This is a genomic window from Pseudomonas sp. P5_B3 (assembly GCF_056400405.1).
Map to the genome: position 1 here is coordinate 18,478 of NZ_JBFULI010000033.1, position 26,524 is coordinate 45,001.

At 59.0% G+C, this 26,524-nt stretch carries 21 protein-coding genes; 14 read left to right on the forward strand and 7 right to left on the reverse strand.

Annotation, left to right across the window (positions count from 1 at the left end; translation table 11 throughout):
* Positions 1-14: 14 nt before the first annotated feature.
* From AC1DRN_RS19190 to AC1DRN_RS19205, 4 genes are read left to right on the forward strand one after another with little or no spacing between them, the layout of a single operon-like run.
* A complete protein-coding gene (locus AC1DRN_RS19190) occupies positions 15-488 on the forward strand; it encodes a MarR family winged helix-turn-helix transcriptional regulator (RefSeq protein WP_223461520.1) in 474 nt (157 codons plus the stop codon).
* Complete coding sequence (locus AC1DRN_RS19195; protein WP_223461522.1) at positions 485-1,954, forward strand: efflux transporter outer membrane subunit; 1,470 nt, start codon at positions 485-487, stop codon at positions 1,952-1,954. The genes AC1DRN_RS19190 and AC1DRN_RS19195 overlap by 4 nt, the downstream gene beginning before the upstream one ends.
* A gap of 15 nt (positions 1,955-1,969) precedes the next feature.
* Complete coding sequence (locus AC1DRN_RS19200; protein WP_223461524.1) at positions 1,970-3,172, forward strand: HlyD/EmrA/EmrK family protein; 1,203 nt, start codon at positions 1,970-1,972, stop codon at positions 3,170-3,172.
* A gap of 58 nt (positions 3,173-3,230) precedes the next feature.
* Positions 3,231-4,784, forward strand: coding sequence for a DHA2 family efflux MFS transporter permease subunit (locus AC1DRN_RS19205; protein ID WP_223461646.1), 1,554 nt, complete (start codon positions 3,231-3,233; stop codon positions 4,782-4,784).
* Positions 4,785-4,907: 123 nt separating this feature from the next.
* On the opposite strand, the gene lpxH is transcribed toward AC1DRN_RS19205, so the two are convergent.
* Entirely contained in the window at positions 4,908-5,660 is a 753-nt protein-coding gene (gene lpxH, locus AC1DRN_RS19210; protein ID WP_223461526.1) for a UDP-2,3-diacylglucosamine diphosphatase, read from the reverse strand.
* Positions 5,657-6,160, reverse strand: coding sequence for a peptidylprolyl isomerase (locus tag AC1DRN_RS19215; protein ID WP_008053603.1), 504 nt, complete (start codon positions 6,158-6,160; stop codon positions 5,657-5,659). The genes lpxH and AC1DRN_RS19215 overlap by 4 nt, the downstream gene beginning before the upstream one ends.
* Before the next feature lie 252 nt (positions 6,161-6,412).
* Here AC1DRN_RS19215 and AC1DRN_RS19220 point away from each other — a divergent pair, with 252 nt between their 5' ends.
* Positions 6,413-8,110: a glutamine--tRNA ligase/YqeY domain fusion protein gene (locus AC1DRN_RS19220; RefSeq protein WP_223461528.1), complete on the forward strand. Its 1,698-nt coding sequence runs from the start codon at positions 6,413-6,415 to the stop codon at positions 8,108-8,110.
* A gap of 15 nt (positions 8,111-8,125) precedes the next feature.
* Positions 8,126-9,508: a cysteine--tRNA ligase gene (gene cysS, locus AC1DRN_RS19225; RefSeq protein ID WP_223461530.1), complete on the forward strand. Its 1,383-nt coding sequence runs from the start codon at positions 8,126-8,128 to the stop codon at positions 9,506-9,508.
* 218 nt (positions 9,509-9,726) lie between these two features.
* Here the strand turns inward: cysS and AC1DRN_RS19230 are convergent, their stop codons facing one another.
* Positions 9,727-11,559 carry a sigma-54-dependent Fis family transcriptional regulator gene (locus AC1DRN_RS19230; RefSeq protein WP_223461532.1) on the reverse strand — a complete coding sequence of 611 codons (1,833 nt, stop codon included), beginning with the start codon at positions 11,557-11,559 and terminating at the stop codon, positions 9,727-9,729.
* A gap of 396 nt (positions 11,560-11,955) precedes the next feature.
* Here AC1DRN_RS19230 and AC1DRN_RS19235 point away from each other — a divergent pair, with 396 nt between their 5' ends.
* The 8 genes from AC1DRN_RS19235 to AC1DRN_RS19270 all read left to right on the forward strand — a co-directional run bounded on the left by AC1DRN_RS19235 (position 11,956) and on the right by AC1DRN_RS19270 (position 19,725).
* The gene (locus AC1DRN_RS19235) at positions 11,956-13,050 is read left to right on the forward strand and encodes an ABC transporter ATP-binding protein (RefSeq protein ID WP_223461534.1); all 1,095 of its coding nucleotides are present in this window, start codon (positions 11,956-11,958) and stop codon (positions 13,048-13,050) included.
* Positions 13,050-14,165, forward strand: a complete 1,116-nt coding sequence (locus tag AC1DRN_RS19240) for an ABC transporter ATP-binding protein (RefSeq protein ID WP_223461536.1) — start codon at positions 13,050-13,052, stop codon at positions 14,163-14,165. The genes AC1DRN_RS19235 and AC1DRN_RS19240 overlap by 1 nt, the downstream gene beginning before the upstream one ends.
* Positions 14,162-15,028, forward strand: coding sequence for a carbohydrate ABC transporter permease (locus tag AC1DRN_RS19245; RefSeq protein ID WP_223461538.1), 867 nt, complete (start codon positions 14,162-14,164; stop codon positions 15,026-15,028). The genes AC1DRN_RS19240 and AC1DRN_RS19245 overlap by 4 nt, the downstream gene beginning before the upstream one ends.
* Positions 15,029-15,038: 10 nt before the next feature.
* Positions 15,039-15,839 (forward strand): carbohydrate ABC transporter permease, encoded by an 801-nt coding sequence (locus tag AC1DRN_RS19250; protein ID WP_110662253.1) that lies wholly within the window; start codon positions 15,039-15,041, stop codon positions 15,837-15,839.
* Positions 15,840-15,849: 10 nt separating this feature from the next.
* Positions 15,850-16,122, forward strand: a complete 273-nt coding sequence (locus AC1DRN_RS19255) for a DUF2160 domain-containing protein (protein ID WP_110662252.1) — start codon at positions 15,850-15,852, stop codon at positions 16,120-16,122.
* Between the two features lie 46 nt (positions 16,123-16,168).
* Positions 16,169-17,911, forward strand: a complete 1,743-nt coding sequence (locus AC1DRN_RS19260) for an ABC transporter substrate-binding protein (protein ID WP_223461540.1) — start codon at positions 16,169-16,171, stop codon at positions 17,909-17,911.
* A gap of 238 nt (positions 17,912-18,149) precedes the next feature.
* Positions 18,150-18,650, forward strand: a complete 501-nt coding sequence (locus AC1DRN_RS19265; RefSeq protein ID WP_223461542.1) for a hypothetical protein — start codon at positions 18,150-18,152, stop codon at positions 18,648-18,650.
* Positions 18,643-19,725, forward strand: coding sequence for a polymorphic toxin type 44 domain-containing protein (locus AC1DRN_RS19270; protein WP_223461543.1), 1,083 nt, complete (start codon positions 18,643-18,645; stop codon positions 19,723-19,725). The genes AC1DRN_RS19265 and AC1DRN_RS19270 overlap by 8 nt, the downstream gene beginning before the upstream one ends.
* 1,597 nt (positions 19,726-21,322) lie before the next feature.
* Here AC1DRN_RS19270 and nuoN read toward each other — a convergent pair.
* The 4 genes from nuoN to nuoK are packed head-to-tail and all read right to left on the reverse strand — an operon-like array spanning position 21,323 to position 26,524.
* Complete coding sequence (gene nuoN / locus AC1DRN_RS19275) at positions 21,323-22,786, reverse strand: NADH-quinone oxidoreductase subunit NuoN (RefSeq protein ID WP_223461545.1); 1,464 nt, start codon at positions 22,784-22,786, stop codon at positions 21,323-21,325.
* A 7-nt stretch (positions 22,787-22,793) separates the two neighbouring features.
* A complete protein-coding gene (gene nuoM / locus AC1DRN_RS19280) occupies positions 22,794-24,326 on the reverse strand; it encodes an NADH-quinone oxidoreductase subunit M (RefSeq protein WP_223461547.1) in 1,533 nt (510 codons plus the stop codon).
* 39 nt (positions 24,327-24,365) lie between these two features.
* Entirely contained in the window at positions 24,366-26,219 is a 1,854-nt protein-coding gene (gene nuoL / locus AC1DRN_RS19285; protein ID WP_223461548.1) for an NADH-quinone oxidoreductase subunit L, read from the reverse strand.
* On the reverse strand, positions 26,216-26,524 hold the full coding sequence (gene nuoK, locus AC1DRN_RS19290; RefSeq protein WP_007946416.1) for an NADH-quinone oxidoreductase subunit NuoK: 309 nt from the start codon (positions 26,522-26,524) through the stop codon (positions 26,216-26,218). The genes nuoL and nuoK overlap by 4 nt, the downstream gene beginning before the upstream one ends.

A 26,524-nucleotide genomic window follows, 5' to 3' on the forward strand; every position in this document is an offset into this window, starting at 1 on the left:
TAATTGGTGGTCAGATGAAACATTTCTCTCCGGAAGATTTCCAGAATTGCCATCTCGGCCTGTTGCTCGGGCGCGCCGCGCTGCTCAAGGACCGGATCATCGACACCCACATGGAACCCCACGGCATTACCGCCGCGCAGTTCAAGGTGTTGATCATCATGGCCCAGTTCGGCGTCGATTCGCCGGGCGAGTTGTGCCGTCACCTGTCCCTCGACAGCGGCTCGATGACGCGCATGCTCGATCGCCTGGAACAGAAAGGTTTCCTTGCCCGCCAACGCTCCGAGGCGGATCGCCGCCAGGTGCAGTTGGTACTGACCGAAGAAGGGCAGAAGCTGGCCGACCGCCTGCCGCACATCGGCGCCGAAGCCATGAATGAACTGGCCGGTGCAATCACTCCAGAAGAATTGAAAACCCTGGAGCTGATCCTGAAGAAAATTCTGGTGGCAGCCGGTGACGCGATCACCCTGCTGCGGGTAGGTGACAAATGAGCAGTAACCCCTTGCGTACCGGCCTGAGCCTGGTGTTGTTGGCCATGAGCCTGGCCGGTTGCGCCAGTTACAGCGGCCTGAAAACCGAAGGCGTCAACCTCGATGCGAAGAGCCTCAAGGCCGGGCAATCCCTTGGCGGCGTGACCCTGTCGCCAGCCGCCTGGCCGAAAAGCGACTGGTGGAAAAGCCTCGGCGACCCGCAACTCGACGGTCTGATCCGCGAGGCCCTGCGCGACAGTCCGGACATGCAGATCGCCGACGCCCGTGCCCATCAGGCCAGCGCTGCCGCTTCCGCAGCCGACGCCGAGCGGATGCCGACCCTGGATGCCAGCGCCGGTGTCAGCCGCTCTCGCCTGGCCCGAGACCAGGACCCGCGCGGGCAGGGTGATGCATACGCCACCATTCGCAACATAAGCACCGGTTTCAATTACAACTTCGACCTGTGGGGTGGCCAGCGCGATGCCTGGGAAGCCGCTCTGGGCCAGGCTCGTGCCGCCGAAGTCGACCAGCAGGCCGCGCAACTGACGCTGGCCGCCGATGTCGCCCGGGCCTACAGCGATCTGGGGCAGGCGCACATCGTCTATGACCTGTCCAGCGAAGACCTCAAGCGCACCCGACAAATGCTCGAGCTGAGCCAGCGGCGCCTGACTGCCGGGATCGACAGCCAGTATCAGTTCCAGCAGACCGAAAGCCTCGAAGCCACATCCCAGGCCAATCTGATCGATGCCGAAAAACGCCTGAACAGCACGAAAATCGCGCTTGCGGTGCTGCTCGGCAAAGGTCCGGACCGAGGCAATGAAATTGCCCGTCCGAACATTCTTCAGCCGAGTGCGGTAGCGCTACCTTCAGTGCTGCCGGCCGAGTTGCTCGGGCGTCGCCCGGACCTGGTGGCCGCGCGCTGGCGGGTCGAGGCGGCGAGCAAAAACATCGATGCCGGCAAGACCCGGTTCTATCCCAACTTGAACCTCAGCGCCGCTGCCGGTGCCGAATCCCTGTTGGGCGATGCGATGTTTGGTTCGGCCAGCCGCTTCTTCAACATTGCACCGACGATCTCTGTGCCGATTTTCGACGGTGGCCGCCTGCGCGCCGACCTCGATTCGCGCGACGCCGATTACGACCTCGCCGTGGCGCAGTACAACAAAAGCCTGGTGAAGGCGCTGGGGGATGTCAGTGACAGCATCAACCAGCTGCGTGATATCGGCCGGCAGATCGCTGCCCAACAGCACGCCACCGACATCGCCCAGGATTCCTACAACACCGTGGTCCAGCGTTACGGTTCCGGCATCGGCAACTACCTGGACGTGCTCAGCATCGAGCAGCAATTGCTCCAGGCCCAGCGTCAGCTGGCCAACCTGAATGCCGAGCAGATTGACCTGTCGATCCAGTTGATGCAGGCGCTGGGCGGCGGATTCCAGCCTGAGGCCATCGCCTCGGCCAACGCCACGCCAGCCACGCTGACCCACTAATTCAAGGTACTTGTCATGGCCACTGCCGATACAACTCAACCTCCTGAAAACACCCAGGGCAACCCCAATTCGGGCAAGCGCAAATTCATGCTGTTGATCCTGGCGGCCTTCGTCGTGCTGAGCGGCGCGGGCGTCTGGGCCTACCACGAATTCTACGGGCGCTGGAGCGAAAGCACCGACGACGCCTATGTGAACGGCAACGTGGTGGAAATCACGCCGCTGGTCACCGGCACCGTGGTCAGCATCGGCGCCGATGACGGCGATCTGGTCCATGAAGGCCAGGTGCTGGTGAACTTCGACCCGAACGACGCCGAAATCGGGTTGCAAAACGCCCAGGCCAATCTGGCCCGCACCGTGCGTCAGGTGCGCGGCTTGTACAGCGATGTGGATGGCATGAAAGCCCAGGTCAACGCCCAGAAAGCCGAAGTGCAAAAGGCCCAGGACAACTTCAGCCGACGCAAGAATCTCGCCGCTGGCGGGGCGATTTCCCAGGAAGAGCTGTCCCACGCCCGCGACGACCTGACCTCGGCGCAAAACGCCCTGGCCAACGCCGAACAAAGGCTCAAGACCACCAGCGCGCTGGTCGATGACACCGTGGTTTCGTCGCACCCGGACGTGATGGCCGCCGCCGCGCAATTGCGTCAGGCCTACCTGAACAACTCGCGCAGCGTCCTGATTGCACCGGTCACCGGTTATGTGGCCAAACGCTCTGTACAGCTTGGTCAGCGTGTACAACCGGGTACCGCGCTGATGGCGGTGATTCCGCTGGATCAGCTGTGGATCGACGCCAACTTCAAGGAAACCCAGCTGCGTGACATGCGTATCGGTCAGCCGGTGGAGATCGAAACCGACCTCTACGGCAGCGACGTGAAGTACAGCGGCACCATCGACAGCCTCGGCGCCGGGACCGGCAGCGCATTTGCCTTGCTGCCGGCGCAGAACGCCACCGGCAACTGGATCAAGATCGTGCAGCGCGTGCCGGTGCGAGTCCACGTCAATGCCGAGGAGCTGGCCAAACATCCGCTGCGGGTCGGTTTGTCGACCATGGTCGATGTGAACCTGCGCGATCAGAGCGGGCCGGTGCTGGCGCAACAACCGCCGCAGAAGGCTTCGTTCAGCACCAACGTCTACGACCGTCAACTGGCCGAGGCCGACGCGATGATCACCCAGTTGATCCACGACAACAGCGCCGCGGTCAGCAAGACCGCGCAACGCTGATTCGCCAATCCGTCAGCTGCGCCGGCAACCGGCGCAGCGCCAGACCCGCTCCAAAAAAATCAGCTTCAAAGGATTCGCGATGAGCAATAACGCGTCTTTCACACCGCCCAGCCTGCTGCTCAGCACCATCGGCCTGTCGCTGGCGACCTTCATGCAGGTGCTCGACACCACCATCGCCAACGTGGCGCTGCCGACGATCTCCGGCAACCTGGGCGTGAGTTCGGAGCAGGGCACCTGGGTCATCACTTCATTCGCGGTGAGTAACGCCATCGCCTTGCCGCTGACCGGTTGGCTCAGTCGCCGTTTTGGCGAGGTGAAGCTGTTTGTCTGGGCGACACTGCTGTTCGTGCTGGCTTCTTTTCTCTGCGGGATTTCCACCTCGATGCCGGAGCTGGTGGGCTTCCGGGTGCTGCAAGGTGTAGTGGCCGGGCCGCTGTACCCGATGACCCAGACCCTGCTGATTGCAGTTTACCCCCCGGCGAAACGGGGGATGGCGCTGGCGTTGTTGGCGATGGTCACGGTGGTCGCGCCGATTGCCGGGCCGATCCTCGGCGGCTGGATCACCGACAGCTACAGCTGGCCGTGGATTTTCTTCATCAACGTGCCGATCGGCCTGTTCGCCGCGTGGGTGGTGACCCAGCAGATGAAAAAGCGCCCGGTGGTCACCAGCCGCCAACCGATGGATTACGTCGGCTTGATCGCGCTGATCATCGGCGTCGGCGCGTTGCAGATTGTCCTCGACAAGGGCAACGATGCCGACTGGTTCGAGTCCGGTTTCATCGTGATCGGTTCGGTGATTTCGGTGGTGGCCCTGGCGTTCTTCGTGATCTGGGAAATGACCGACGAACACCCGGTGGTCAACCTGCGCCTGTTCGCCCATCGCAACTTCCGTTACGGCACCATTGTGCTGATTCTGGGCTATGCCGGGTTCTTCGGAATCAACCTGATCCTGCCGCAGTGGCTGCAGACGCGCTTGGGCTACACCGCGACCTGGGCCGGTTTTGCCGTGGCACCGCTGGGGATCCTGCCGGTGCTGCTGTCGCCGTTTGTCGGCAAGTACGCGCCGCGATTCGACATGCGCGTGCTGGCGGGCGGGGCGTTCCTGGCCATCGGCCTGAGCTGTTTCATGCGCGCAGGTTTCACCAATGAAGTGGACTTCCAGCACATCGCCATGGTGCAGCTATTCATGGGGATTGGTGTGGCGCTGTTCTTCATGCCGACCTTGACCATCCTGCTCTCGGACCTGCCGCCGAGCCAGATTGCCGACGGTTCGGGGTTGGCGACGTTCTTGCGGACCCTGGGCGGTAGTTTTGCGGCGTCGCTGACCACCTGGATCTGGATTCGTCGTGCCGATCAGCATCACGCCTACCTGACCGAAAGCATCACCCCGTTCGATCCGGCGACCCGCGAAGCGCTGACCCATCTGGGCGGGGCAGGGGCCAGGGCCTATACGCAACTGGAGCAGACGGTGATCAGCCAGGCGTACATCATGTCCACGGTGGACTACTTCACCTTGCTGGGCTGGATGTTCATGGGGCTGATATTGATTGTGTGGCTGGCCAAGCCGCCGTTTACTGCCAAGGCGGGGCCTGCGGCTTCAGCGGGACACTAAACACCGCACAACCCCTGTAGGAGCGAGCCTGCTCGCGATAGTGGTGGATCAGTCAACAGAGATATTGAATGTTAATCCGCTATCGCGAGCAGGCTCGCTCCTACAGGGGTTTGTGTTTGGTAGTTAGTTCGCGGGTGCAGCCAGTTGTGGTGGCGGAGTGAAATCAAAGGGCGCCAGCGCAAACCCTTGCTCATCCACCTGTAACGCCCACCCTTGGCGATCCCAATCCCCCAGCACAATGCGCCGGGCCGCTTGCTCACCTAGCTGCAATTTGTGAATCGCGGGACGATGGGTATGCCCGTGGATCAAGGTCTTCACGCCGTACACCTGCATGATCCGTGGAATCTCTTCGGGCGTGACATCGACGATGTCGTTGGCCTTCATCCGTGTTTGTGCACGGCTTTCACTGCGCAGCTTGCGCGCCAGCTTGTGCCGGGTGCGCAGCGGCAGGTGCCGCAGGATAAACAGGGTGACCGGGTTGCGCAGGTAGCGACGCAGCTTCATATAGGCTTCGTCGCGGGTGCAGAGGCTGTCGCCGTGCATCAGCAGCACCGGCTCGCCGTTGAGTTGCACGACACTCGGATCTTTCAACAAGGTGCAGCCTGCCTGTTTGCAGAACGCCTTGCCGAGCAGGAAGTCGCGATTGCCGTGCATCAGAAAAATGGCCGTGCCGCTGTCGCTGAGGTCGCGCAGGGCCTGGCAGATGGAACGCTGGAAGGGTGTCATGGCGTCGTCGCCAATCCATACCTCGAAAAAGTCGCCCAGAATGTACAACGCACTCGCCGAGCGGGCGCGTCCGGCGAGCAAATCCAGAAACGCCCGGGTGATGTCCGGGCGCTCCTCTTCCAGATGCAAGTCTGAAATCAGCAATATCACTCAATGATCTCGGCTTTCTCGATGATCACGTCGTCTGCCGGTACGTCCTGGTGGCCGGACTTGGAGGTGGTGGCCACGCCTTTGATCTTGTCGACAACGTCGGTGCCTGCGGTCACTTTACCGAATACCGCGTAGCCCCAGCCTTGAACGTTCTTGCCGCTGTGGTTCAGGAAGCTGTTGTCCGCCACGTTGATGAAGAACTGGGCGGAAGCCGAATGCGGTTCCATGGTGCGGGCCATGGCGACGGTGTACTTGTCGTTGGAAAGGCCGTTGTCCGCTTCGTTCTGGATGCTTGGACGCTTGTCTTTCTTTTCTTTCATGCCTGGCTCGAAACCGCCGCCCTGGATCATGAAGTTACCGATGACGCGGTGGAAAACGGTGTTTTCGTAGTGACCGGCTTTGACGTATTCGACGAAGTTGGCCACGGTGATCGGGGCTTTATCGGCGTTCAGTTCGAGGACGATGTCGCCGAAGTTGGTAGTCAGTTTGACTTGGGTCATGATCGTTACTCTTTATAAGGAATTCGTGGTGTTGGAACATCATGTCCCGCCACCGGTTCAGCCTGTTTTGGCCAAGGTGCGCAGTTTAGCGTGCCAGACGCGAATTTCGAGGCTGTTTTTTCATTTACGGCCTATTAAATGCGACGGTTTACAGAGTGCGCTCTGTCAGGCACTTGACAGCATCGGCTATGATAGCGGCTTTGTTTTGTCCGGCCTTCATTACGGCCACGCACTTGTACGTTCAAGGATCCTATGAGCAAGCCCACTGTCGACCCTACCTCGAATGCCAAGACCGGCCCTGCCGTGCCGGTCAACTTCCTGCGGCCGATCATCCAGGCAGACCTGGACTCGGGCAAGCACACGCAAATCGTCACCCGTTTCCCGCCTGAACCCAACGGCTACCTGCACATCGGTCACGCCAAGTCGATCTGTGTGAACTTCGGCCTGGCCCAGGAGTTCGGCGGCGTCACGCACCTGCGTTTCGACGACACCAACCCGGCCAAGGAAGACCAGGAATACATCGACGCGATCGAAAGCGACGTCAAATGGCTGGGCTTCGAGTGGTCCGGTGAAGTGCGCTACGCCTCGCAATATTTCGACCAGTTGCATGACTGGGCGGTGGAGTTGATCAAGACCGGCAAGGCCTATGTTGACGACCTGACCCCTGAGCAAGCCAAGGAATACCGTGGCAGCCTGACCGAGCCGGGCAAGAACAGTCCGTTCCGCGACCGCTCGGTTGAAGAGAACCTCGACCTGTTCGCCCGCATGAAGGCCGGCGAGTTCAAGGACGGCGCACGCGTGCTGCGGGCCAAGATCGATATGGCCTCGCCGAACATGAACCTGCGCGACCCGATCATGTACCGCATCCGACATGCCCATCACCACCAGACCGGTGACAAGTGGTGCATTTACCCGAACTACGACTTCACCCACGGTCAGTCGGACGCCATCGAAGGCATTACCCACTCGATCTGCACCCTGGAGTTCGAAAGCCATCGTCCGCTGTACGACTGGTTCCTCGATAACCTGCCAGTACCGGCGCACCCGCGCCAGTACGAGTTCAGCCGCCTGAACCTGAACTACACCATCACCAGCAAGCGCAAGCTCAAGCAGCTGGTCGATGAAAAACACGTCAATGGCTGGGACGACCCGCGCATGTCCACGCTGTCGGGCTTCCGCCGCCGTGGCTACACGCCGAAATCGATCCGCAACTTCTGCGAAATGATCGGCACCAACCGTTCCGACGGCGTGGTCGACTTCGGCATGCTCGAATTCAGCATCCGCGACGACCTCGACCATAGCGCCCCGCGTGCCATGTGCGTGTTGCGTCCGCTGAAAGTCGTGATCACCAACTACCCGGAAGGCCAGGTCGAGAACCTCGAACTGCCGTGCCATCCGAAAGAAGACATGGGCATGCGCGTTCTGCCATTCGCCCGTGAGATCTATATCGACCGTGAAGACTTCATGGAAGAGCCGCCAAAAGGCTACAAGCGCCTGGAGCCGAACGGCGAAGTGCGTCTGCGCGGCAGCTACGTGATCCGTGCCGACGAAGCGATCAAGGACGCCGACGGCAATATCGTCGAACTGCGCTGCTCGTACGATCCGGACACCCTGGGCAAGAACCCTGAAGGCCGCAAGGTCAAAGGCGTGGTGCACTGGGTGCCGGCTGCGGCCAGCGTCGAGTGCGAAGTGCGTCTGTACGATCGTCTGTTCCGCTCGGCCAACCCTGAGAAGGCCGAAGACAGCGCCAGTTTCCTGGACAACATCAACCCTGATTCGCTGCAGGTACTCACCGGTTGTCGTGCCGAGCCTTCGCTGGGCAATGCACAGCCGGAAGACCGTTTCCAGTTCGAGCGCGAAGGTTACTTCGTCGCCGATCTCAAGGACTCGAAACCAGGTCAGCCGGTATTCAACCGTACCGTGACCCTGCGTGATTCGTGGGGCCAGTGATTCAAGGAACATAAAGTGCTTACGATCTACAACACGCTCACCAAGAGCAAAGAAGTTTTCAAACCGCTGGATGGCAACAATGTGCGCATGTATGTCTGCGGGATGACCGTGTACGACTACTGCCACATTGGCCATGGCCGCAGCATGGTCGCGTTCGACCTCGTGACCCGCTGGTTGCGGTTCAGCGGTTACAACCTGACCTACGTGCGCAACATCACCGACATCGAAGACAAGATCATCAATCGTGCCCGCGAGAACGGCGAGCCGTACGACGCGTTGACCGAGCGCATGATCACCGCGATGCACGAGGACGAGGCGCGCCTCAACATCCTCAAACCGGATATGGAGCCACGTGCCACGGATCACATCCCTGGCATGCTGAGCATGATCCAGACCCTGATCGACAAGGGTTACGCCTACGCGCCAGGCAATGGCGACGTGTACTACCGCGTCGCCAAGTTCATGGGCTACGGCAAGCTGTCGCGCAAGAAGATCGAAGACCTGCGCATCGGCGCCCGCATCGAAGTCGACGAGTCCAAGCAGGACCCGTTGGACTTCGTGCTGTGGAAAGCCGCCAAGCCGGGCGAGCCGAGCTGGGAATCACCGTGGGGCGCCGGGCGTCCGGGCTGGCACATCGAATGCTCGGTGATGTCGACCTGCTGCCTCGGTGAGACTTTCGACATTCATGGCGGCGGCAGCGACCTCGAGTTCCCGCACCACGAAAACGAAATCGCCCAGAGCGAAGCGGCCACCGGCAAGACCTACGCCAATGCGTGGATGCATTGCGGCATGATTCGCATCAATGGCGAGAAGATGTCCAAGTCCCTGAACAACTTCTTCACCATTCGCGACGTGCTCGACAAGTACCACCCGGAAGTCGTGCGTTACCTGCTGGTGTCGAGCCACTACCGCAGCGCCATCAACTACTCGGAAGACAACCTCAAGGACGCCAAGGGCGCCCTGGAGCGTTTCTACCACGCGTTGAAAGGCCTGCCGACTGTCGCGCCTGCCGGTGGCGAAGCCTTCGTCGAGCGTTTCACCCAGGTGATGAACGACGACTTCGGCACGCCGGAAGCCTGCGCGGTGCTGTTCGAGATGGTCCGCGAGATCAACCGCCTGCGCGAGAGTGATCTGAACGCAGCGGCCGGTCTGGCAGCCCGTTTGAAAGAACTGGCCAGCGTGCTGGGTGTGTTGCAGCTCGAGGCCGATGACTTCCTGCAGGCCGGTGCCGAAGGGCGCGTGGATGCCGCTGAAGTCGAGGCGCTGATCGCTGCGCGCCTGGCGGCACGTGCCGGCAAGGACTGGGCTGAATCCGACCGCATCCGCGACCAACTCACCGCCATGGGCGTGGTGCTGGAAGACGGCAAGGGCGGCACGACCTGGCGTCTGGCGGACTGATAGTTTTGCTTGTTACAGACAAAACCCGCCTAGTGCGGGTTTTTGTTTATGGGGTTGGACTCCAGGCTTGTGTTGACAGGGCTGACGCCTTCGCGAGCAGGCTCGCTCCTACATTGGATTTTCGTAATGTCTGAATGTGGTGTGCGACGCAGATCCCCTGTGGGAGCGAGCTTGCTCGCGATGGTCTCAAGCCAAACACCGCCAGTGCGGCCAACCTGTCATTCAGTCTGCCGCAACCGCTTGTAAAGGGTATTGCGGCTAACGCCCAGTCTGCGGGCGAGATACGAAATGTTCCCCCCAACCGCCTGCAACTGCCGGTTCAAATCCTCGGCATCATTCAGGTCCACGGCCAACGGCTCTGGCGCCTCCACCGGCTCCATTTCCAGATCGACAAAAAAATCATCCGGCAAATGTTCCGGTCGTACTGGTTGTTCTTCGGCCATCGCCAACGCCACCTGCATCACGCTGCTGACCTGGCGCAAATTGCCCGGCCATGGGTGGCGGTCGAACAGCTCTAATACTTCGCGGCTTAGGCCCGCCCACTGGCTCGGTTCGCGGTGCTGTTCCCACAGGCGCTTGAACAGAGCTTCTTTATCACTGCGTTCCCTGAGCGGCGGCAACTCCAGGGTCAAGCCGCCGATCCGGTAATACAGATCCTCACGAAACCGCCCCAACTGAACCTGCTCGCGCAGCACATGATTGGTTGCGGAAATGATGCGGATGTCCACCGGGAACAACTCACTGCTGCCCACCGGTTGCACGCAACGCTCCTGCAATACCCGCAGTAACCGCGCTTGGGTAGGCAGCGGCATGTCACCGATTTCGTCGAGAAACAGCGTGCCTTTGTCAGCCTTGCGGATCAGACCAATACTGCCTTTCTGGTTGGCCCCAGTGAACGCGCCTTTCTCATAACCGAACAACTCGGACTCCACCAATTCGGCGGGAATCGCCGCACAGTTGACGGCAATGAACGCTTGTTTGCTGCGCGAGCTGGCCTGGTGCAGCGCTTTGACGAACACTTCCTTGCCGACCCCGGTTTCGCCGTGGATCAGCAAGGGAATATCTTTTTCCAGCAAGCGCTCGGCCTGACGCACGGCCTTTTCCACGCGGCTGTCGCCGAAGTGCAGGGTGTTGAGGCTGATGGCCGCGGGAGCAGCTACAACCGGCTCGGCGAATACTCGGGGTTGAATTGATGCCTGTTTCGGCCGCTTCAACAGGCACTGGAAGCGGTTGCGCCCAGAGGTTTGCAAGGCGAAGGGCAGGCCTTCGGGCTGGTTCAGCAACTCCAGCAGCGAGACCTTGAACAGGCTTTCGACACTGACCCGCGACAGGCTGATGCCCAGCAGATTGTCGGCCCTGCGGTTCGCCGACAGCACCTGGCCGCTTTCATCGAAGATCAGCAACCCCGCCCACTGGCTGTCGAGGTTGTTCAGGCCGGTATTGAACGTCAACTGGAAATGCTGGCCATGGAACAGGTTGAGGATCAGCCGGTTTTCCACGGTCTGGCTCATCATCTTGACCATGCCCAGGGTGTGGGAGGGTGGCAGGTAGCTGTCGCTGGACACGTCCAGCACCGCGATCACCTTGCGCTCGGCATCGAAAATCGGCGCGGCGGAACCGGTCATGAAGCGGTTGGCCTTGAGGAAATGTTCGTCGTGCTCGATGTGTACCGCTTGTTCACAGGCCAGGGCGGTGCCAATGGCGTTGGTGCCGCTGCAGCGCTCCATCCAGCTGGCGCCGGCGCTGAACCCCCGGGCCAGTTTGGGTTCGATAAAGCGCTGTGTACCCCACGACGTGAGCACCTGGCCCTGATGGTCGGCGAGCATGATCAGGCAATTGGAGTTGCTCAGGATGTTCTCGTAGTAGGGCAGCACTTCCTGGTGGGTGGTTTGCACCAGTGAATGCTGGCTCTCCAGCAATTGCGCAATTCCCGCGGCCGGCAATTGGTCGAATGCCGGCGCGCTCTGATGGCTGAGGCCAAACGCGCGGCAACGGGACCAGGAGTCCTGGATGATCGCTTCGTGGGACAACGGCGATGCGGGTGCGGCCATGGCAGTCGATCTCTGAACAAGCTTTTATTGTTTTTATGCTGACTTCAACTACGCACGATCCCTGTAGGAGCGAGCTTGCTCGCGATGGACGTTAACGGAGAAGAGGGCTGCCTGAATAAACGAGGCGCTCTCAAGTGCATCGTCGGAACGCCGCCCGGAGCAAGCTCGCTCCTACAGGGRTCGTGAACAGTCCGTAGAGTGTTGTTCACTATTGTTCACTGTCAATGGGTGAACTGTTCAATTGTTCATTTCAGATTGTTCATTTGTGTTCAGCAACGAACGTTGTTCTGCCGTCCTCCCCGGAAATTTCAAGCGCAATCAATAACTTGAATTTTTTGGCACGGATGTCRCTTTATCGCTCCGGTCGCTTGACTCCAATAATAAAAAGGCCGAGCCATGTCACTCACCCTGGAGCACGTCAGCCGCACCGTCGAGGGCCAGATCTGGATCGACGATGCCAACCTGAGTTTTGAACCCGGTTCCTTCAACGTTTTGCTGGGTCGCACCTTGTCCGGCAAAACCAGCCTGATGCGCTTGATGGCCGGTCTGGACAAGCCCGACAGCGGCCGCATCCTGATGAACGGCGTCGATGTCACCCAGCGCCCGGTGCGCTTGCGCAACGTGTCGATGGTGTATCAGCAGTTCATCAATTACCCGACCATGACCGTCTTCGAGAACATCGCCTCGCCGCTGCGTCAGGCCGGTGTATCCAGCGAGCTGATCCAGAGCAAGGTGCTGGAAACCGCGAAGATGCTGCGCATCGAGAAATTCCTCCAGCGCCATCCCCTCGAACTCTCCGGCGGCCAACAACAGCGTACGGCCATGGCCCGGGCGCTGGTCAAGGACGCCGAGCTGATCCTGTTCGACGAGCCACTGGTCAACCTCGACTACAAGTTGCGCGAAGAGCTGCGCCAGGAAATGCGCGAGCTGTTCAAGGCGCGCCACACGATTGCCATCTACGCCACCACTGAACCCAACGAAGCCCTGGCTCTGGGCGGTACCACGACCATTCTTCATGAAGGCCGGGTGATCCAGAGCGGCAAGTCCTCCGAGGTTTATCACCAACCGCAATCGGTGCTGGCGGCCGAGCTGTTCTCCGAACCGCCGATCAATCTGATGCCGGGGCGCATTGCCGGCAACGAAGTCAGTTTCGCCAATTTCGTGCACTTTCCGTTAAACGTCGATCTGCGGCCGGTAGGCGAGGGCGAGTTCCGTTTTGGCGTGCGCCCCAGCCATATTTCGCTGGTGCCAAGCAACGACGATGACCTTGAGCTGGCAGTGACCGTCGAGGTGGCCGAGATCAGCGGTTCGGAAACCTTCCTGCACGTGCGCAACGAGTATTTCCTGCTGGTGCTGCACTTGCCGGGTGTTCACGAATACGACGTCGATGCGCCGATTCGCATCTATATCCCGACCCATAAACTGTTTGTGTTCGATATGCAGGGGCGGCTGGTTCAGGCGCCTGGTCGCCGCATTGCGAGGGTTGCCTGATGGCCGAAATCCGTTTGCAGAACCTCGCCCACAGCTACTCCAAAACCCCGGTGGGACCTGAGGACTACGCGATCCGTGAAATGGATCACATCTGGGAGCAGGGCGGTGCTTATGCGCTGCTCGGGCCTTCGGGGTGCGGCAAGTCGACCTTGCTCAACATCATTTCCGGGTTGCTCAGCCCGTCTCAAGGGCATGTGCTGTTCGACGGCAAAGCGGTCAATGATCTGACTCCCGAGAAGCGCAACATCGCCCAGGTTTTCCAGTTCCCGGTGGTCTACGACACCATGACGGTGTTCGATAATCTGGCCTTTCCGTTGCGCAATCAGGGCATGGTCGAAGCGAAAATTTACAGCAAAGTGCAGGAAATCGCTGAAGTCCTCGACCTCCAGGCACTGCTGTACAAGAAAGCTCGCAACCTCACCGCCGACGAAAAACAGAAAGTCTCCATGGGCCGCGGGCTGGTGCGCGATGACGTGTCGGCGATCCTGTTCGACGAGCCGCTGACGGTGATCGACCCGCACCTGAAGTGGAAACTGCGGCGCAAGCTCAAGCAGATTCACGAGCAGTTCAACATCACCATGGTCTACGTCACCCACGATCAGCTGGAGGCCTCGACCTTCGCCGACAAGATTGCGGTGATGTACGGCGGGCAGATCGTGCAGTTCGGCACGCCAAGGGAATTGTTCGAGCGCCCGAGCCACACCTTTGTCGGCTACTTCATTGGCAGTCCGGGGATGAACCTGATCGACGTGCAGCCGCAACCGGGTGGTGTCGGTTTCGCCTCGACGCACTTGCCGCTGTCCGAGGCGATGCAGCAGCGTATTGCTGAATCGGAGTGGAAAACCCTGAAGGTCGGCATTCGTCCGGAGTTCGTCCATGTGTGGGACGAAGCGTTCGATGACGCGTTGCGGGCACAGGTCGTACACGTCGAAGACCTGGGCACCTACAAGATCATGAGCCTCGACCTCGATGGCGTCCCCCTTAAAGTGCGCCTGGCCGAAGACAAACCGGTGCCCCAGGGCACGGCCTACATCAGTTTTCCGGCGCAATGGCTGATGGTCTATGCCGACGAATTCCTCCTGGAAACCCAAGCCAACATTGAGGTGCAGCCATGAACAAGGTGCAGAACAACAAGGCCTGGTGGCTGGTGTTGCCGGTGTTCCTGCTGGTGGCGTTCAGTGCGGTGGTCCCGATGATGACCGTGGTCAACTATTCGGTGCAGGATATTTTCGACCAGTCCAGCCGCTATTTCGTCGGTGCCGACTGGTACAAACAGGTACTGCTCGACCCGAGGCTGCATGACTCGTTGCTGCGTCAGTTCATCTATTCGGCCTGTGTGCTACTGATCGAAATTCCGCTGGGCATCGCCATTGCCCTGACCATGCCGACCAAGGGCCGCTGGTCTTCGGTGGTGTTGATCGTGCTGGCTATCCCGCTGCTGATCCCGTGGAACGTGGTCGGCACCATCTGGCAGATCTTCGGTCGCGCCGATATCGGCCTGCTGGGGGCGAGTCTCAAAGCCATGGGCATCAGCTACAACTATGCGTCGAACACCATGGACGCCTGGGTTACGGTGCTGATCATGGACGTCTGGCACTGGACCTCGCTGGTGGCGCTGCTGTGCTTCTCCGGGTTGCGGGCGATTCCCGATGTGTATTACCAGGCGGCGCGTATCGACCGTGCCTCGGCCTGGGCGGTGTTCCGGCATATCCAGTTGCCCAAGCTCAAGAGTGTGCTGCTGATCGCGGTGATGCTGCGCTTCATGGACAGTTTCATGATCTACACCGAACCGTTCGTACTCACGGGCGGCGGTCCTGGCAATGCCACGACCTTCCTCAGTCAGACCCTGACCCAGATGGCCGTAGGGCAATTCGACCTGGGGCCGGCAGCGGCATTCTCGCTGGTGTACTTCCTGATCATCCTGTTGGTGTCCTGGCTGTTCTACACCGCCATGACTCACTCTGACGCCAACCGCTGAGGCCCGCGCCATGAGCAAAAGAAAGCTTATCCCCTTGCTGCTCTACATCCTGTTCCTGCTGGTGCCGATCTACTGGCTGCTGAACATGTCCTTCAAGAGCAACACCGAAATCCTCGGCGGCCTGACGCTTTTCCCACAGGATTTCACCCTGGCCAACTACAAGGTGATCTTCACCGACCCGAGCTGGTACACCGGCTACATCAACTCGGCGTACTACGTGAGCCTGAACACGATCATTTCCCTGACCGTGGCGCTACCGGCGGCCTATGCCTTCTCGCGCTATCGCTTTCTCGGTGACAAGCACCTGTTCTTCTGGCTGCTGACCAACCGCATGGCGCCACCGGCGGTGTTCCTGTTGCCGTTCTTCCAGCTGTATTCCTCGATCGGGCTGTTCGACACCCACATCGCCGTGGCCCTGGCCCACTGCCTGTTCAACGTGCCGCTGGCCGTTTGGATTCTCGAAGGCTTCATGTCCGGCGTGCCCAAGGAAATCGACGAAACCGCCTACATCGACGGCTACAGTTTTCCCAAGTTCTTCGTGAAGATTTTCATCCCGCTGATCGGCTCCGGCATTGGCGTGACGGCGTTCTTCTGCTTCATGTTTTCCTGGGTCGAACTGCTGCTGGCACGAACCCTCACTTCGGTGAATGCCAAACCGATCGCAGCGGTGATGACCCGCACGGTCTCGGCATCCGGCATCGACTGGGGCGTGCTGGCGGCGGCGGGGGTGTTGACCATCCTGCCGGGCATGCTGGTGATCTGGTTCGTGCGCAACCACGTGGCCAAGGGCTTTGCCCTGGGCCGGGTATGAGGAACTGATGATGGAATGGATGAGCTGGACCGCCCCCACGGCGGCATTCTTCAGCGTGATTGCCCTGATCCTGGTGGTCATGACCACTTGGGAATTACGTTCGCCGAGCATCCTTCGGCGTGGTTTTCTGCCGATTGCCACCACCCGTGGCGATCGCTTGTTTATCGGTCTTCTCGGCAGCGCCTACCTGCACTTGCTGGTAATCGGCGTCACCGACTGGAGCATCTGGGTCGCCTTCGCGTTGTCCCTGGTGTGGCTGTTGGCTGTGATGCGTTGGGGCTAGTCGAATCGCTCGGCAATGTTGCTCCGAAATCTAAACAGGAGGTCTTATGTTCGATAAAAACAATAAGCTGCGACATAGCATTTCATTGGCAGCCATGCTGGCACTCAGCGGTTTGAGCGCTTCGGCCTGGGCCGATGCCTACGAAGATGCCGCGAAGAAATGGATCGGCAGTGAATTCAAGCCATCCACGCTGACGGCCGAACAACAACTGGAAGAGCTGAAGTGGTTCATCAAGGCGGCGGAGCCATTTCGCGGGATGAACATCAAGGTGGTGTCGGAAACCATTGCCACCCACGAATACGAGTCCAAGGTGCTGGCCAAGGCCTTCACCGAGATCACCGGGATCAAGCTGACCCACGACCTGCTGCAGGAAGGCGACGTGGTGGAAAAGCTGCAGACCGTGATGCAATCGGACAAGAGCATCTATGACGGCTGGGTCAACGACTCGGATCTGATCGGCACGCACTTCCGCTACGGCAAAACCGAATCGATCACCGACCTGATGGCCAACGAGGGCAAGAGCTTCACCTCGCCGACCCTCGACATCAAGGACTTCATCGGTATCTCGTTCACCACTGCGCCGGACGGCAAGATCTATCAGCTGCCTGACCAGCAGTTCGCCAACCTGTACTGGTTCCGCGCCGACTGGTTCGAGCGTCCGGAGCTGAAAGCCAGGTTCAAGGAAAAATACGGCTACGAGTTGGGCGTGCCGGTGAACTGGTCAGCCTATGAAGACATCGCCAAGTTCTTCAGCGAAGACGTCAAGGAAATCGACGGCAAGCGTGTCTACGGGCACATGGACTATGGCAAGAAAGACCCGTCCCTGGGCTGGCGTTTCACTGATGCCTGGTTCTCCATGGCCGGTGGCGGCGACAAGGGCATCCCCAACGGCTTGCCGGTGGACGAGTGGGGCATCCGCGTCGAGGACTGCCATCCGGTGGGCTCCAGCGTGACCCGCGGCGGCGATACCAACGGGCCAGCGGCGGTGTTCGCCACCACCAAGTATGTGGACTGGATGAAAAAGTACGCGCCACCGGAAGCGGCGGGCATGACTTTCTCCGAATCAGGTCCCGTGCCCTCCCAGGGCAACATCGCCCAGCAGATTTTCTGGTACACCGCGTTCACTGCCGACATGACCAAACCGGGCCTGCCGGTGATGAATGCCGACGGCACGCCGAAATGGCGCATGGCGCCTTCGCCGAAAGGTCCGTATTGGGAGGAGGGCATGAAACTCGGTTATCAGGATGCCGGTTCCTGGACGTTCATGAAGTCCACGCCTGAGAAGCAAAAACTCGCGGCCTGGCTCTATGCGCAGTTCGTGACCTCGAAAACCGTGTCGCTGAAGAAAACCATCGTCGGCCTGACGCCGATCCGCGAATCGGACATCAACTCGCAAGCCATGACCGACCTGGCGCCGAAACTCGGTGGCCTGGTGGAGTTCTACCGCAGCCCGGCCCGCGTGCAATGGACCCCGACCGGGACCAACGTGCCTGATTATCCTCGCCTCGCGCAGTTGTGGTGGAGCCACATCGCCGAAGCCGCCAGCGGCGAGAAAACCCCGCAACAGGCACTCGACGGCCTGGCCAAGGATCAGGACGCGATCATGACCCGCCTGGAACGCTCCAAGGCACAAGCCACCTGCGCCCCGAAAATGAACCCCGAGCGCGATGCGCAATACTGGTTCGACCAGCCGGGCGCACCGAAGCCGAAACTGGAAAACGAGAAGCCTAAGGGCGAAACCGTGAGCTACGCCGAACTGCTGAAATCGTGGGAGGCGGCGCGTAAGTAAAATGGTTGTAATTTGAAAGGCGAACGGCACCGGAAGGTGCCGTTTTTGTTTGTGTCGGGACCAAAAACGAACGCCCGCTTTTCTACAAAAAACTCTATTTAAGGGCTGTTGTAGGAAAAGGATATTTTCTTTTGGCGAAAATTCTGAATCATTCTTTTGACCCTGCCGTGAGGGTCGCGACGCTGATAGCGTCCGCCGCATTATTTCTGAACACCCTTCCAAAGCTAAGGATTTTGAAATGAATGCACCCTTGCAGCCCTTGTATACCAACGAAGTCTCTCCTGAATTTCTCTGCCTCCTGGACGACTCTCCCTTCACCGAGGAACAACTTGCAAGATTTGACGACGAAGACATGACGATCATCCATCAACAGCAGGCTTACGCTGAAGCACATCCCCCTTGCGCCATCTACCGTGTGGCAACCCAAGGCAGCCAAACCCGTGATGGCGGAGTAATCCAACAGGCAGTAGCGCCGCTCACGTTCACATTGGATAACGGTCAGAAAGTAACTGCGGCACAGAAAGGCGATTATGTCGTGTATGCCGATGGAGGTACGGCGCAGATCGTCACGGGCGCGGGACAAGGGAATAACGATTTAGCGCTGGTTGGCAGCCGTCTTTGCAATGGCGACGAAATCATCAACACATTGCAAGGGGGTTACCTGTTCGTTGTGCGTGAAGGTGTATCGATGGCCGAGGATTTTTTGCCCTCTATTGAGGGAGCAGAAACCAATGAGTAAGGGATATTTCATTGGCCTGGACGACAAGACCACCTGTGGCGGCAAGGTCCTGGATGGCGATACCCGGATCATGATGTATGGCATCGCCCATGCTCGCGATGGTGATCGAGTCACCTGTGGCCAGGACGGCAAGATTTACAAAATCGTCGGTGGCATTTCGCACATGATCAGTCATGGCAAAGCCATGGCTGGCACGCTGGATAGCCATAGTGGTTGCCCCTGTAAAGCCCGACTGATTCCCTCGGTGTTCACTGCGACCTATCAAAACGAGACACGCCCCGCGCCGCGTGCGACCAGCGGCGTCGGCTCACTGGCGCCCCAAACTGATAACAGGTTTGCATCGAGACAGCAGGTGGCTGATCCGAAACCTGCAACGAAGGCCACGGCCTTTCTCGTCGATCCAGCTTCCTGCAATCATCCGGACCGAATGGAAGAACTGGCTTGGTACATCGCCAACGAGATGAACCGCAACATCACGCACCCTTCGGTTCTGAAAATGAAGGAGCTGAACAGCTACAGCCCGGAGGCTGAAACAAATAAATATATGGAAATCCCGTTTTATCTGCGACTCGGCCATCAACCCAACTTCCACAGCATCGCCCTTGTCAAGCGAGCCGAGGCGTTTGCGCTGTGGACAGAGCGCGTTGGGCAGAATCGGCCTTGGGATCATAAGCCGAAGATAAAAGTTAATTTTGGGGGCGATGTTCGTCACAAGCAGGGAAAGTATGACTATTTTTACGATATTTGGTCGAATATTCATTACGGATATATAGGAATGGCTGCGGGTTTTTCGGAACAGGTGTTATTGGATGGTGCAGGTGCTGAGCAGATCATTTCCGACACGGTACGTAAGCTTCAAGATTGGGAAAATAGGCCCGGACCTCATCGCTCAGAGGACATAGAGGGATTAAGGGCGTGGGATGACATACCGGACAGGAAGTCCATTGCTATTGGCGTCAACCTCTTCATCACTTATTCAACCGGTGGAGTCAGCGCCAAGACTATTATGGATGAAGTGCTTGCGGGTGATCCGTCTGATTGGGGGAAAGGTATAAGTGTCCACAAATGCGGATAAAAGGTGCCGTTTTTATCTCAAACGCAGACTGCTAACACTATTGCTACTGATATATCTTGTCTGGTATGTCGCTGTCCCGAGGGTCAAAGTCTATTTCTCAGATGATGGAAGTGGTAAATTAGAATTTGTTCTAAATACTCAGAACGATATCTTTAGAGGGGAGATCTTTCCCGGCGAATCTACAGGAGGACCTGGTCATCTTTTTTTCGATGGTGATTTCTTTATGCGGCTTGACTGGACTGCCTCAAATAAAAGTCATTGTATAATGATAAATCCTAGCTGGCCGACGACCAATATCTACATTGCAGCAGATGGAGCTCTCGACAAAAGCTCTAGCAGCGGAACAGATTTAGAGCAATTAGATAAATGCCCTTAGTCAGCGGGATGCGCAGTGTTGGTTTGACCAGCCGGGTGCGCCGAAGCCGAAACTGGCGGACGAGAAGCCCAAAGGGGAGACCGTGAGCTACGCCGAAGTGCTGAAATCGTGGGAGGCGGCGCGTAAACGGCTGAGGCTGTGAAAGGCGAACGGCACCGAAATGTGCCGTTTTATTGGCGGCTGTTTTATCGCCTTCGCGAGCAGGCTCGATCCCACAAGTAATTGAAGGCGCTCCCAGTTGCGTTTAAAAGAGAATCACTGTGCGATATTGGTATTTTTTCAAATTTTTCCAATGAGCAAGAGTCAATACTTATATAGCCCTATGTCCAAAAAACATAGAAATTAAATATAGAAACCAGCCAGTGCAAAGACTGTATATTATTGTTCTCATGTATATTTTTGAGTAAGGTCGGTTCTTGTAGTGTGCTATAGATATTGCTAACAAGCCTATTGATAACAAAGTCAGGATCAGTATGGGGATGATCATTTCCATTTTAGTGAATTCGTACCATACTACTGGGCTACCCTTCATGAGATAGGGGAATGCTATGTGCTGGTTATAAATTGATTTGGCTGAGATCAAGGTGAAAGTGAAAGCAGTAGTGCTGAGTATTAAAGTTAATCGCCAGCGTGGTGCTTTTTTTGTAATTATGGGGTGCGCTTTTTTTCTACACGAATAGCAATTTCCGTGTTTGATTCTGGATGTTCCTGTGTTGTTTGGCGCGTGGCAGCTGTTACATCTATTTGTTTTTGACTTCATTGATCAATGTTGTCCATTCGTCATTATTTCAGCCAATCCACTAGCGTCCGAAGTGGTCGTACAGCTGTGGCGAGGGAGTTTGCTCTCGCCGTCCGGTCAGCGCTCGGGAGAAGTAGGCGCCAAAAACTTCAGTCTGCTGCTGTTTTCCGAGCACACCGGCCTCACCGGGATTGGGACTTCTGCGTAGTCCAGCGGAAGCGAGGTCCCTCGCCACAGACGTGTGTTGTTGACGCTTTTTGGCCGTGGACTCAAAGCCCTCGACCAACTCAGACATAACACTTCGCTTCATTGTCTACACCTGAAAGCCGGCCACTAGCTTAGAAGCAACTGCGCCGGTTGTATGTCAGTTGCATCCGGTCTCCTTGCAGGCACTTTCCGAGAAAGGGGAGAGCAATCCCCCAAACGCAAAAACGGCACCCGAAGGTGCCGTTTCTGTTTGCTACCGAGAGTCGCCTAAGCGATCAACCCACCAGGCCCGACTGCTGAACCAGGTTCAACAACGGTTGTGGGTACAGGCCGAGGAAGAAGGCCAATACCGCGATGGCCAGCAGCATCACGCCACCTGCGCGTTGTTCCCAGTGCAACTGGGCGTCGACGCGACGCAGGTTCGGTTCGATCAGGTACAGGGTGACCATCACACGCAGGTAGTAGAACACGCCGATGGCGCTGCCCAGTACCAGGGAGCCGACCAGCCACCACTGATGGGACTCGACACCGGTGGCGATGATGTAGAACTTGCCGATGAAGCCCGCGGTCAGCGGGATACCGGCCAGGGACAGCATCATCACGGTCAGCACAGCGGTCAGGTACGGACGGCGCCAGAACAGGCCGCGGTATTCGTACAGGGCGTCTGCGTCACGGCCTTTGTACGGCGAGGACATCAGGGTGATCACGCCGAAGGCGCCAAGGCTGGTGATCACGTAGGTGACCAGGTACACGCCGATGGCTTCCACGGCCAGGCCCTTGCTCGCCACCAGGGCGATCAGCAGGTAGCCGAAGTGGGCGATGGACGAGTAACCCAGCAGACGCTTGAGGTTGCTCTGGGTCAGGGCCAGCAGGTTACCGAACAGGATCGACGCGATGGCGATGATGGTCAGTACGTTGCTCAGCACGCCACTGCTCGCCGCTGGCGAGATCTGGAATAGACGCACCATCACCGCGAACACGGCCACTTTCGAAGCAGTAGCGAGGAACGCGGCAACCGGTGCCGGAGCACCTTCGTAGACGTCCGGAGTCCAGAGGTGGAAAGGTACCAGCGACAGCTTGAACGCCAGGCCGATCAGCATCATGCCCAGGCCCAATTGAGCCAGCGAGCTTGGCAGGCCAGTGGCCGCCAGGGCCTGGCCGATACCGACAAAGCTCAGGGAACCGGCGTCAGCGTAGAGCAGGGCCATACCGAACAACAGGAACGCCGAACCGGCCGCCGACAGCACCATGTACTTGATACCGGCTTCCAGCGAGCGCTTGTTGAAGAAGGCATAAGCCACCAGACCGTAGACCGGTACCGAGAGCAGTTCCAGACCGACGAACAATCCGGCCAGGTGCTGCGCGCTGACCAACACCAGGCCGCCGGCGGCGGCCATCAGGATCAGCAGGTAAAGTTCTTCACGGTTGCCCGGGTAACCCGTACCGCCATCGCCGAGGTAGGCGTGGGCGAGGGTCACACAAGCGAGGGTGGCGACCAGGATCAGCGCCATGTACAAGCAAGCGAAGCTATCGATTTGCAGCAGTGGGGTCACAGCCAATGGCGCGACCTTCAAGGCTGGCAGGATCGACAGCAACGCCAGGTTCAGACCCGCCACCGACAGCAGGAAGGTCTGGGAGTGGTTGCGGCGCCAGGCAATTGCCAGCATCACCACGATGATCGTGGCGCTGGTAATCAACAGCGGCGCTAGCGCGATAAAGTGTTGAGTCGTGAATTCCATAGCGCTCTTACCGGGCCGAAGCGAGTTGAGTGAAGGCGGTGCCGAGCCACTGCTGCACGCCATGCATCGTAGCGGCAGAGGTATCGAGGAACGGTTGTGGGTACACGCCGATGTAAATCAGCAGTGCGGCCAGACCGACCACCATGATCATTTCGCGACCGTCCATGCCATGCAACACCGCGTCCGATTTCGACGGGCCGAAGTAGGCACGGTGGATCATGATCAGCGAGTAGACCGAACCGAACACCAGGCCGGACGTCGCGATGATGGTGACCCATGGAGCGATCGGGAAGGTGCCGATCAGGATCAGGAACTCACCGACGAAGTTACCGGTCGCCGGCAAGCCCAGGGACGCGGCGGCGAAGAACAGGCTGAGGGCCGGCAGGTAGGCGATTTTCGACCACAGGCCACCCATTTCACGCATGTCGCGGGTGTGGGTGCGTTCGTACAGCTGACCACTCAGGATAAAGAGTGCCGCCGCCGACAGGCCGTGCGCCAGCATCTGCATCACCGCACCCTGCAGCGCCAGTTGGCTGCCGGAGTAGATGCCGATCAGTACGAAGCCCATGTGGGAAACGGACGAGAAGGCAATCAGGCGCTTGATGTCGGTTTGCGCGAACGCCAGGAACGCACCGTAGAAGATCCCGATCAGACCCAGGGCCATGGCGAACGGCGCAAACTCGGCCGAGGCATTCGGGAACAGCGGCAGGGCGAAACGCAGCAGGCCGTAGGCCGCGGTTTTCAGCAAGATACCGGCGAGGTCGACGGAACCTGCAGTTGGCGCCTGGGCGTGAGCGTCAGGCAACCAGGAGTGGAACGGCACCACGGGCAGCTTCACCGCGAAGGCGATGAAGAAACCGAGCATCAGGATGTACTCGGTGGTCGTCGACATCCTGGTTTTCAACAGATCGGCGTAGTTGAAAGTAATCACGCCGGTGTCGTTGAAGTTGACCAGTACCAGACCCAGGATCGCCACCAGCATGATCAGGCCGGAAGCCTGAGTGAAGATGAAGAACTTGGTCGCCGCGTAGATCCGGGTTTTCTTGCCGTCCGAAGAACTGTGACCCCAGAGCGCGATGAGGAAGTACATCGGCACCAGCATCATTTCCCAGAAGAAGAAGAACATGAACAGGTCGAGGGCGAGGAACACGCCGACGACACCGCCCAGGATCCACATCAGGTTCAGGTGGAAGAAGCCCACGTGACGCTGGATCTCTTTCCACGAGCAGAGAACCGAGAGGACACCCAGCAGGCCGGTCAGCATGATCATCAACAGCGACAGGCCGTCGAGGGCCAGGTGCACGTTGATGCCGAAGCGCTGGATCCAGACGTGCTTGAACTCAAGCGCCCAGGTCGGATCGGCGCCTGGCTTTGGTGCAAATGAATAGTCACCGTTGGCCCACAGCCAGAGGCCGAGGGAGAGCAGCAGGGACATGGTGATCAGCGCAATCCAGCGCGGGAGGGTGGCGCCGAAGCGCTCACCCATCCAGCACAGCAGGCCGCCGATGAAGGGGATCAGGATTAGCCAAGGCAGAATCATGACGGGTTCGTTTCCTTTCGCAAATTCGCAAGGTTCATATCAGACCGCTACCAGCACGACGGCGCCAATGACCAGCACGGCACCAGCAGCCATCGAGGCGGCATACCAACGCAGTTGACCGGTCTCGGTACGGCTCAGGGCGGTGTGACCGCCTTTGGCCATGCGCGGGATCAGACCGATGGTCTGGTCGAGCGGGTCTTTGCGCAGGATATGGTTGATCGCCAGGTAAGGCTTGACGAACAGTTTGTCGTAGATCCAGTCGAAGCCCCAGGCAGCGAACCACCAGGCCGAGAGGACACGGCCGATGCCGCTGTTGGCGATGGCGGTGACGAAGCGACGCTTGCCGAGGAACAGCAGCGCGGCCAGCAGGATACCGGACAGGGCGATGGCGCCCGAAGCGATTTCCAGGCTGTGCTTGGCTTCGCCGCCGGCATGGCCGACGCTTTCCGGCAGTACACCGTGCAGCGGTGGAACGATCATCGCGCCGATGGCGGTGGACAATACGATCAGCACCGACAGTGGCAGCCAGTGGGCAATGCCGTGACCGGCGTGGGCTTCGGTCTTCACTTCACCGTGGAACGCGATGAAGATCAGGCGGAAGGTGTAGAGCGAAGTCATGAACGCGCCGACCAGACCTGCATATAGCAGGCCGTTGTTGCCGCTGGCGAACGCTTCCCAGAGGATTTCGTCCTTGGAGTAGAAGCCTGCGGTCACCAGAGGCAGTGCCGCCAGGGCCGCGCCGCCGACGATGAAACTGGCGTAGGCCAGTGGCAGTTTCTTCCACAGACCGCCCATCTTGAAGATGTTCTGCTCGTGGTGGCAGGCAACGATCACCGAACCGGACGCAAGGAACAGCAGGGCCTTGAAGAAGGCGTGGGTCATCAGGTGGAAGATCGCGCCGTCCCAGGCACCGACGCCCAGGGCCAGGAACATGTAGCCGATCTGGCTCATGGTCGAGTAGGCGAGGATACGCTTGATGTCGGTCTGAACCAGGGCTGCAAAACCAGCCAGGACCAGGGTCACGCCACCGACTATTCCTACCAGATGCAGGATTTCCGGCGCCAGGGTGAACAGGCCGTGGGTACGGGCAATCAGGTAGACGCCAGCGGTCACCATGGTTGCGGCGTGGATCAGTGCCGAAACCGGGGTAGGGCCGGCCATCGCATCCGCCAGCCAGGTTTGCAGCGGCAGTTGCGCCGATTTACCGACAGCGCCGCCCAGCAGCATCAGGGTAGCCATGACCATCCAGAAATCGCCGGACTGGAATTTCTGCGGAGCCAGCACCAGCAGTTCCTGGATGTTCAGGGTGCCCAGTTGGGCAAACAGAATGAACAGGCCGATGGCCATGAACACGTCGCCGATACGGGTCACGATGAAGGCCTTGAGTGCGGCGTTACCGTTATTGCGGTTGCTGTAGTAGAAACCGATCAACAGGTACGAGCACAGGCCCACGCCTTCCCAACCGAAGTACACGAACAGCAGGTTATCGGCCAGGACCAGGAACAGCATGCTGGCGATAAACAGGTTGGTGTAGGCGAAGAAGCGCGAGTAACCGTCTTCACCGCGCATGTACCAGGAGGCGAACAGGTGGATCAGGAAGCCCACGCCGACGACCACACCGAGCATGGTCACGGACAGGCCGTCCAGGTGCAGGGCGAAGTTCGGCGTGAAGCCTTCCACCGCCATCCATTGCCACAGAACCTGGGTGTAGTGACCACCTTCCGGCGGGGCGACGTTGAATTGCCAGATCACATAGGACGCGACGATCGCAGACAGGCCAATGGAGCCGACGCCGATCAGCGCCGAGAGGTTTTCCGAGAGACGGCCGCGAGAAAACGCCAGCAGCACAAAACCGATCAGAGGGAACAGGAAAGTCAGATAGAGAAGGTTCATCCGCGCATCTCACTGGCAGCGTCGATATCGAGCGTGTGGAAGCGGCGATACAGTTGCAGCAGGATCGCCAGGCCAATACTGGCCTCGGCCGCTGCCAGGCTGATCACCAGGATGAACATGATCTGTCCATCCGGCTGCGCCCAGCGGCTACCGGCAACGATGAACGCCAAAGCGGAGGCATTCATCATGACCTCCAGGCTCATCAGCACGAAGAGGATGTTGCGGCGGACCATCAGGCCGACCAGACCGAGGCAGAACAGGATGCCGGCGACCGCCAGACCATGCTCCATAGGGATAGCAGGCAT

Excerpts from the sequence above, each read along its gene's own strand:
- AC1DRN_RS19230 (WP_223461532.1), bottom strand. The coding sequence starts at position 11,559 with ATGGCCGCACCCGCATCGCCGTTGTCCCACGAAGCGATCATCCAGGAC.
- AC1DRN_RS19240 (WP_223461536.1), top strand. The coding sequence starts at position 13,050 with ATGGCCGAAATCCGTTTGCAGAACCTCGCCCACAGCTACTCCAAAACC.
- AC1DRN_RS19270 (WP_223461543.1), top strand. The coding sequence starts at position 18,643 with ATGAGTAAGGGATATTTCATTGGCCTGGACGACAAGACCACCTGTGGC.
- nuoL (WP_223461548.1), bottom strand. The coding sequence starts at position 26,219 with ATGAACCTTCTCTATCTGACTTTCCTGTTCCCTCTGATCGGTTTTGTG.
- AC1DRN_RS19215 (WP_008053603.1), bottom strand. The coding sequence starts at position 6,160 with ATGACCCAAGTCAAACTGACTACCAACTTCGGCGACATCGTCCTCGAA.
- AC1DRN_RS19250 (WP_110662253.1), top strand. The coding sequence starts at position 15,039 with ATGAGCAAAAGAAAGCTTATCCCCTTGCTGCTCTACATCCTGTTCCTG.
- nuoN (WP_223461545.1), bottom strand. The coding sequence starts at position 22,786 with ATGGAATTCACGACTCAACACTTTATCGCGCTAGCGCCGCTGTTGATT.
- AC1DRN_RS19245 (WP_223461538.1), top strand. The coding sequence starts at position 14,162 with ATGAACAAGGTGCAGAACAACAAGGCCTGGTGGCTGGTGTTGCCGGTG.
- AC1DRN_RS19265 (WP_223461542.1), top strand. The coding sequence starts at position 18,150 with ATGAATGCACCCTTGCAGCCCTTGTATACCAACGAAGTCTCTCCTGAA.
- nuoK (WP_007946416.1), bottom strand. The coding sequence starts at position 26,524 with ATGCCTGCTATCCCTATGGAGCATGGTCTGGCGGTCGCCGGCATCCTG.
- AC1DRN_RS19235 (WP_223461534.1), top strand. The coding sequence starts at position 11,956 with ATGTCACTCACCCTGGAGCACGTCAGCCGCACCGTCGAGGGCCAGATC.
- AC1DRN_RS19220 (WP_223461528.1), top strand. The coding sequence starts at position 6,413 with ATGAGCAAGCCCACTGTCGACCCTACCTCGAATGCCAAGACCGGCCCT.
- AC1DRN_RS19195 (WP_223461522.1), top strand. The coding sequence starts at position 485 with ATGAGCAGTAACCCCTTGCGTACCGGCCTGAGCCTGGTGTTGTTGGCC.
- AC1DRN_RS19190 (WP_223461520.1), top strand. The coding sequence starts at position 15 with ATGAAACATTTCTCTCCGGAAGATTTCCAGAATTGCCATCTCGGCCTG.
- AC1DRN_RS19200 (WP_223461524.1), top strand. The coding sequence starts at position 1,970 with ATGGCCACTGCCGATACAACTCAACCTCCTGAAAACACCCAGGGCAAC.
- AC1DRN_RS19260 (WP_223461540.1), top strand. The coding sequence starts at position 16,169 with ATGTTCGATAAAAACAATAAGCTGCGACATAGCATTTCATTGGCAGCC.
- nuoM (WP_223461547.1), bottom strand. The coding sequence starts at position 24,326 with ATGATTCTGCCTTGGCTAATCCTGATCCCCTTCATCGGCGGCCTGCTG.
- AC1DRN_RS19255 (WP_110662252.1), top strand. The coding sequence starts at position 15,850 with ATGGAATGGATGAGCTGGACCGCCCCCACGGCGGCATTCTTCAGCGTG.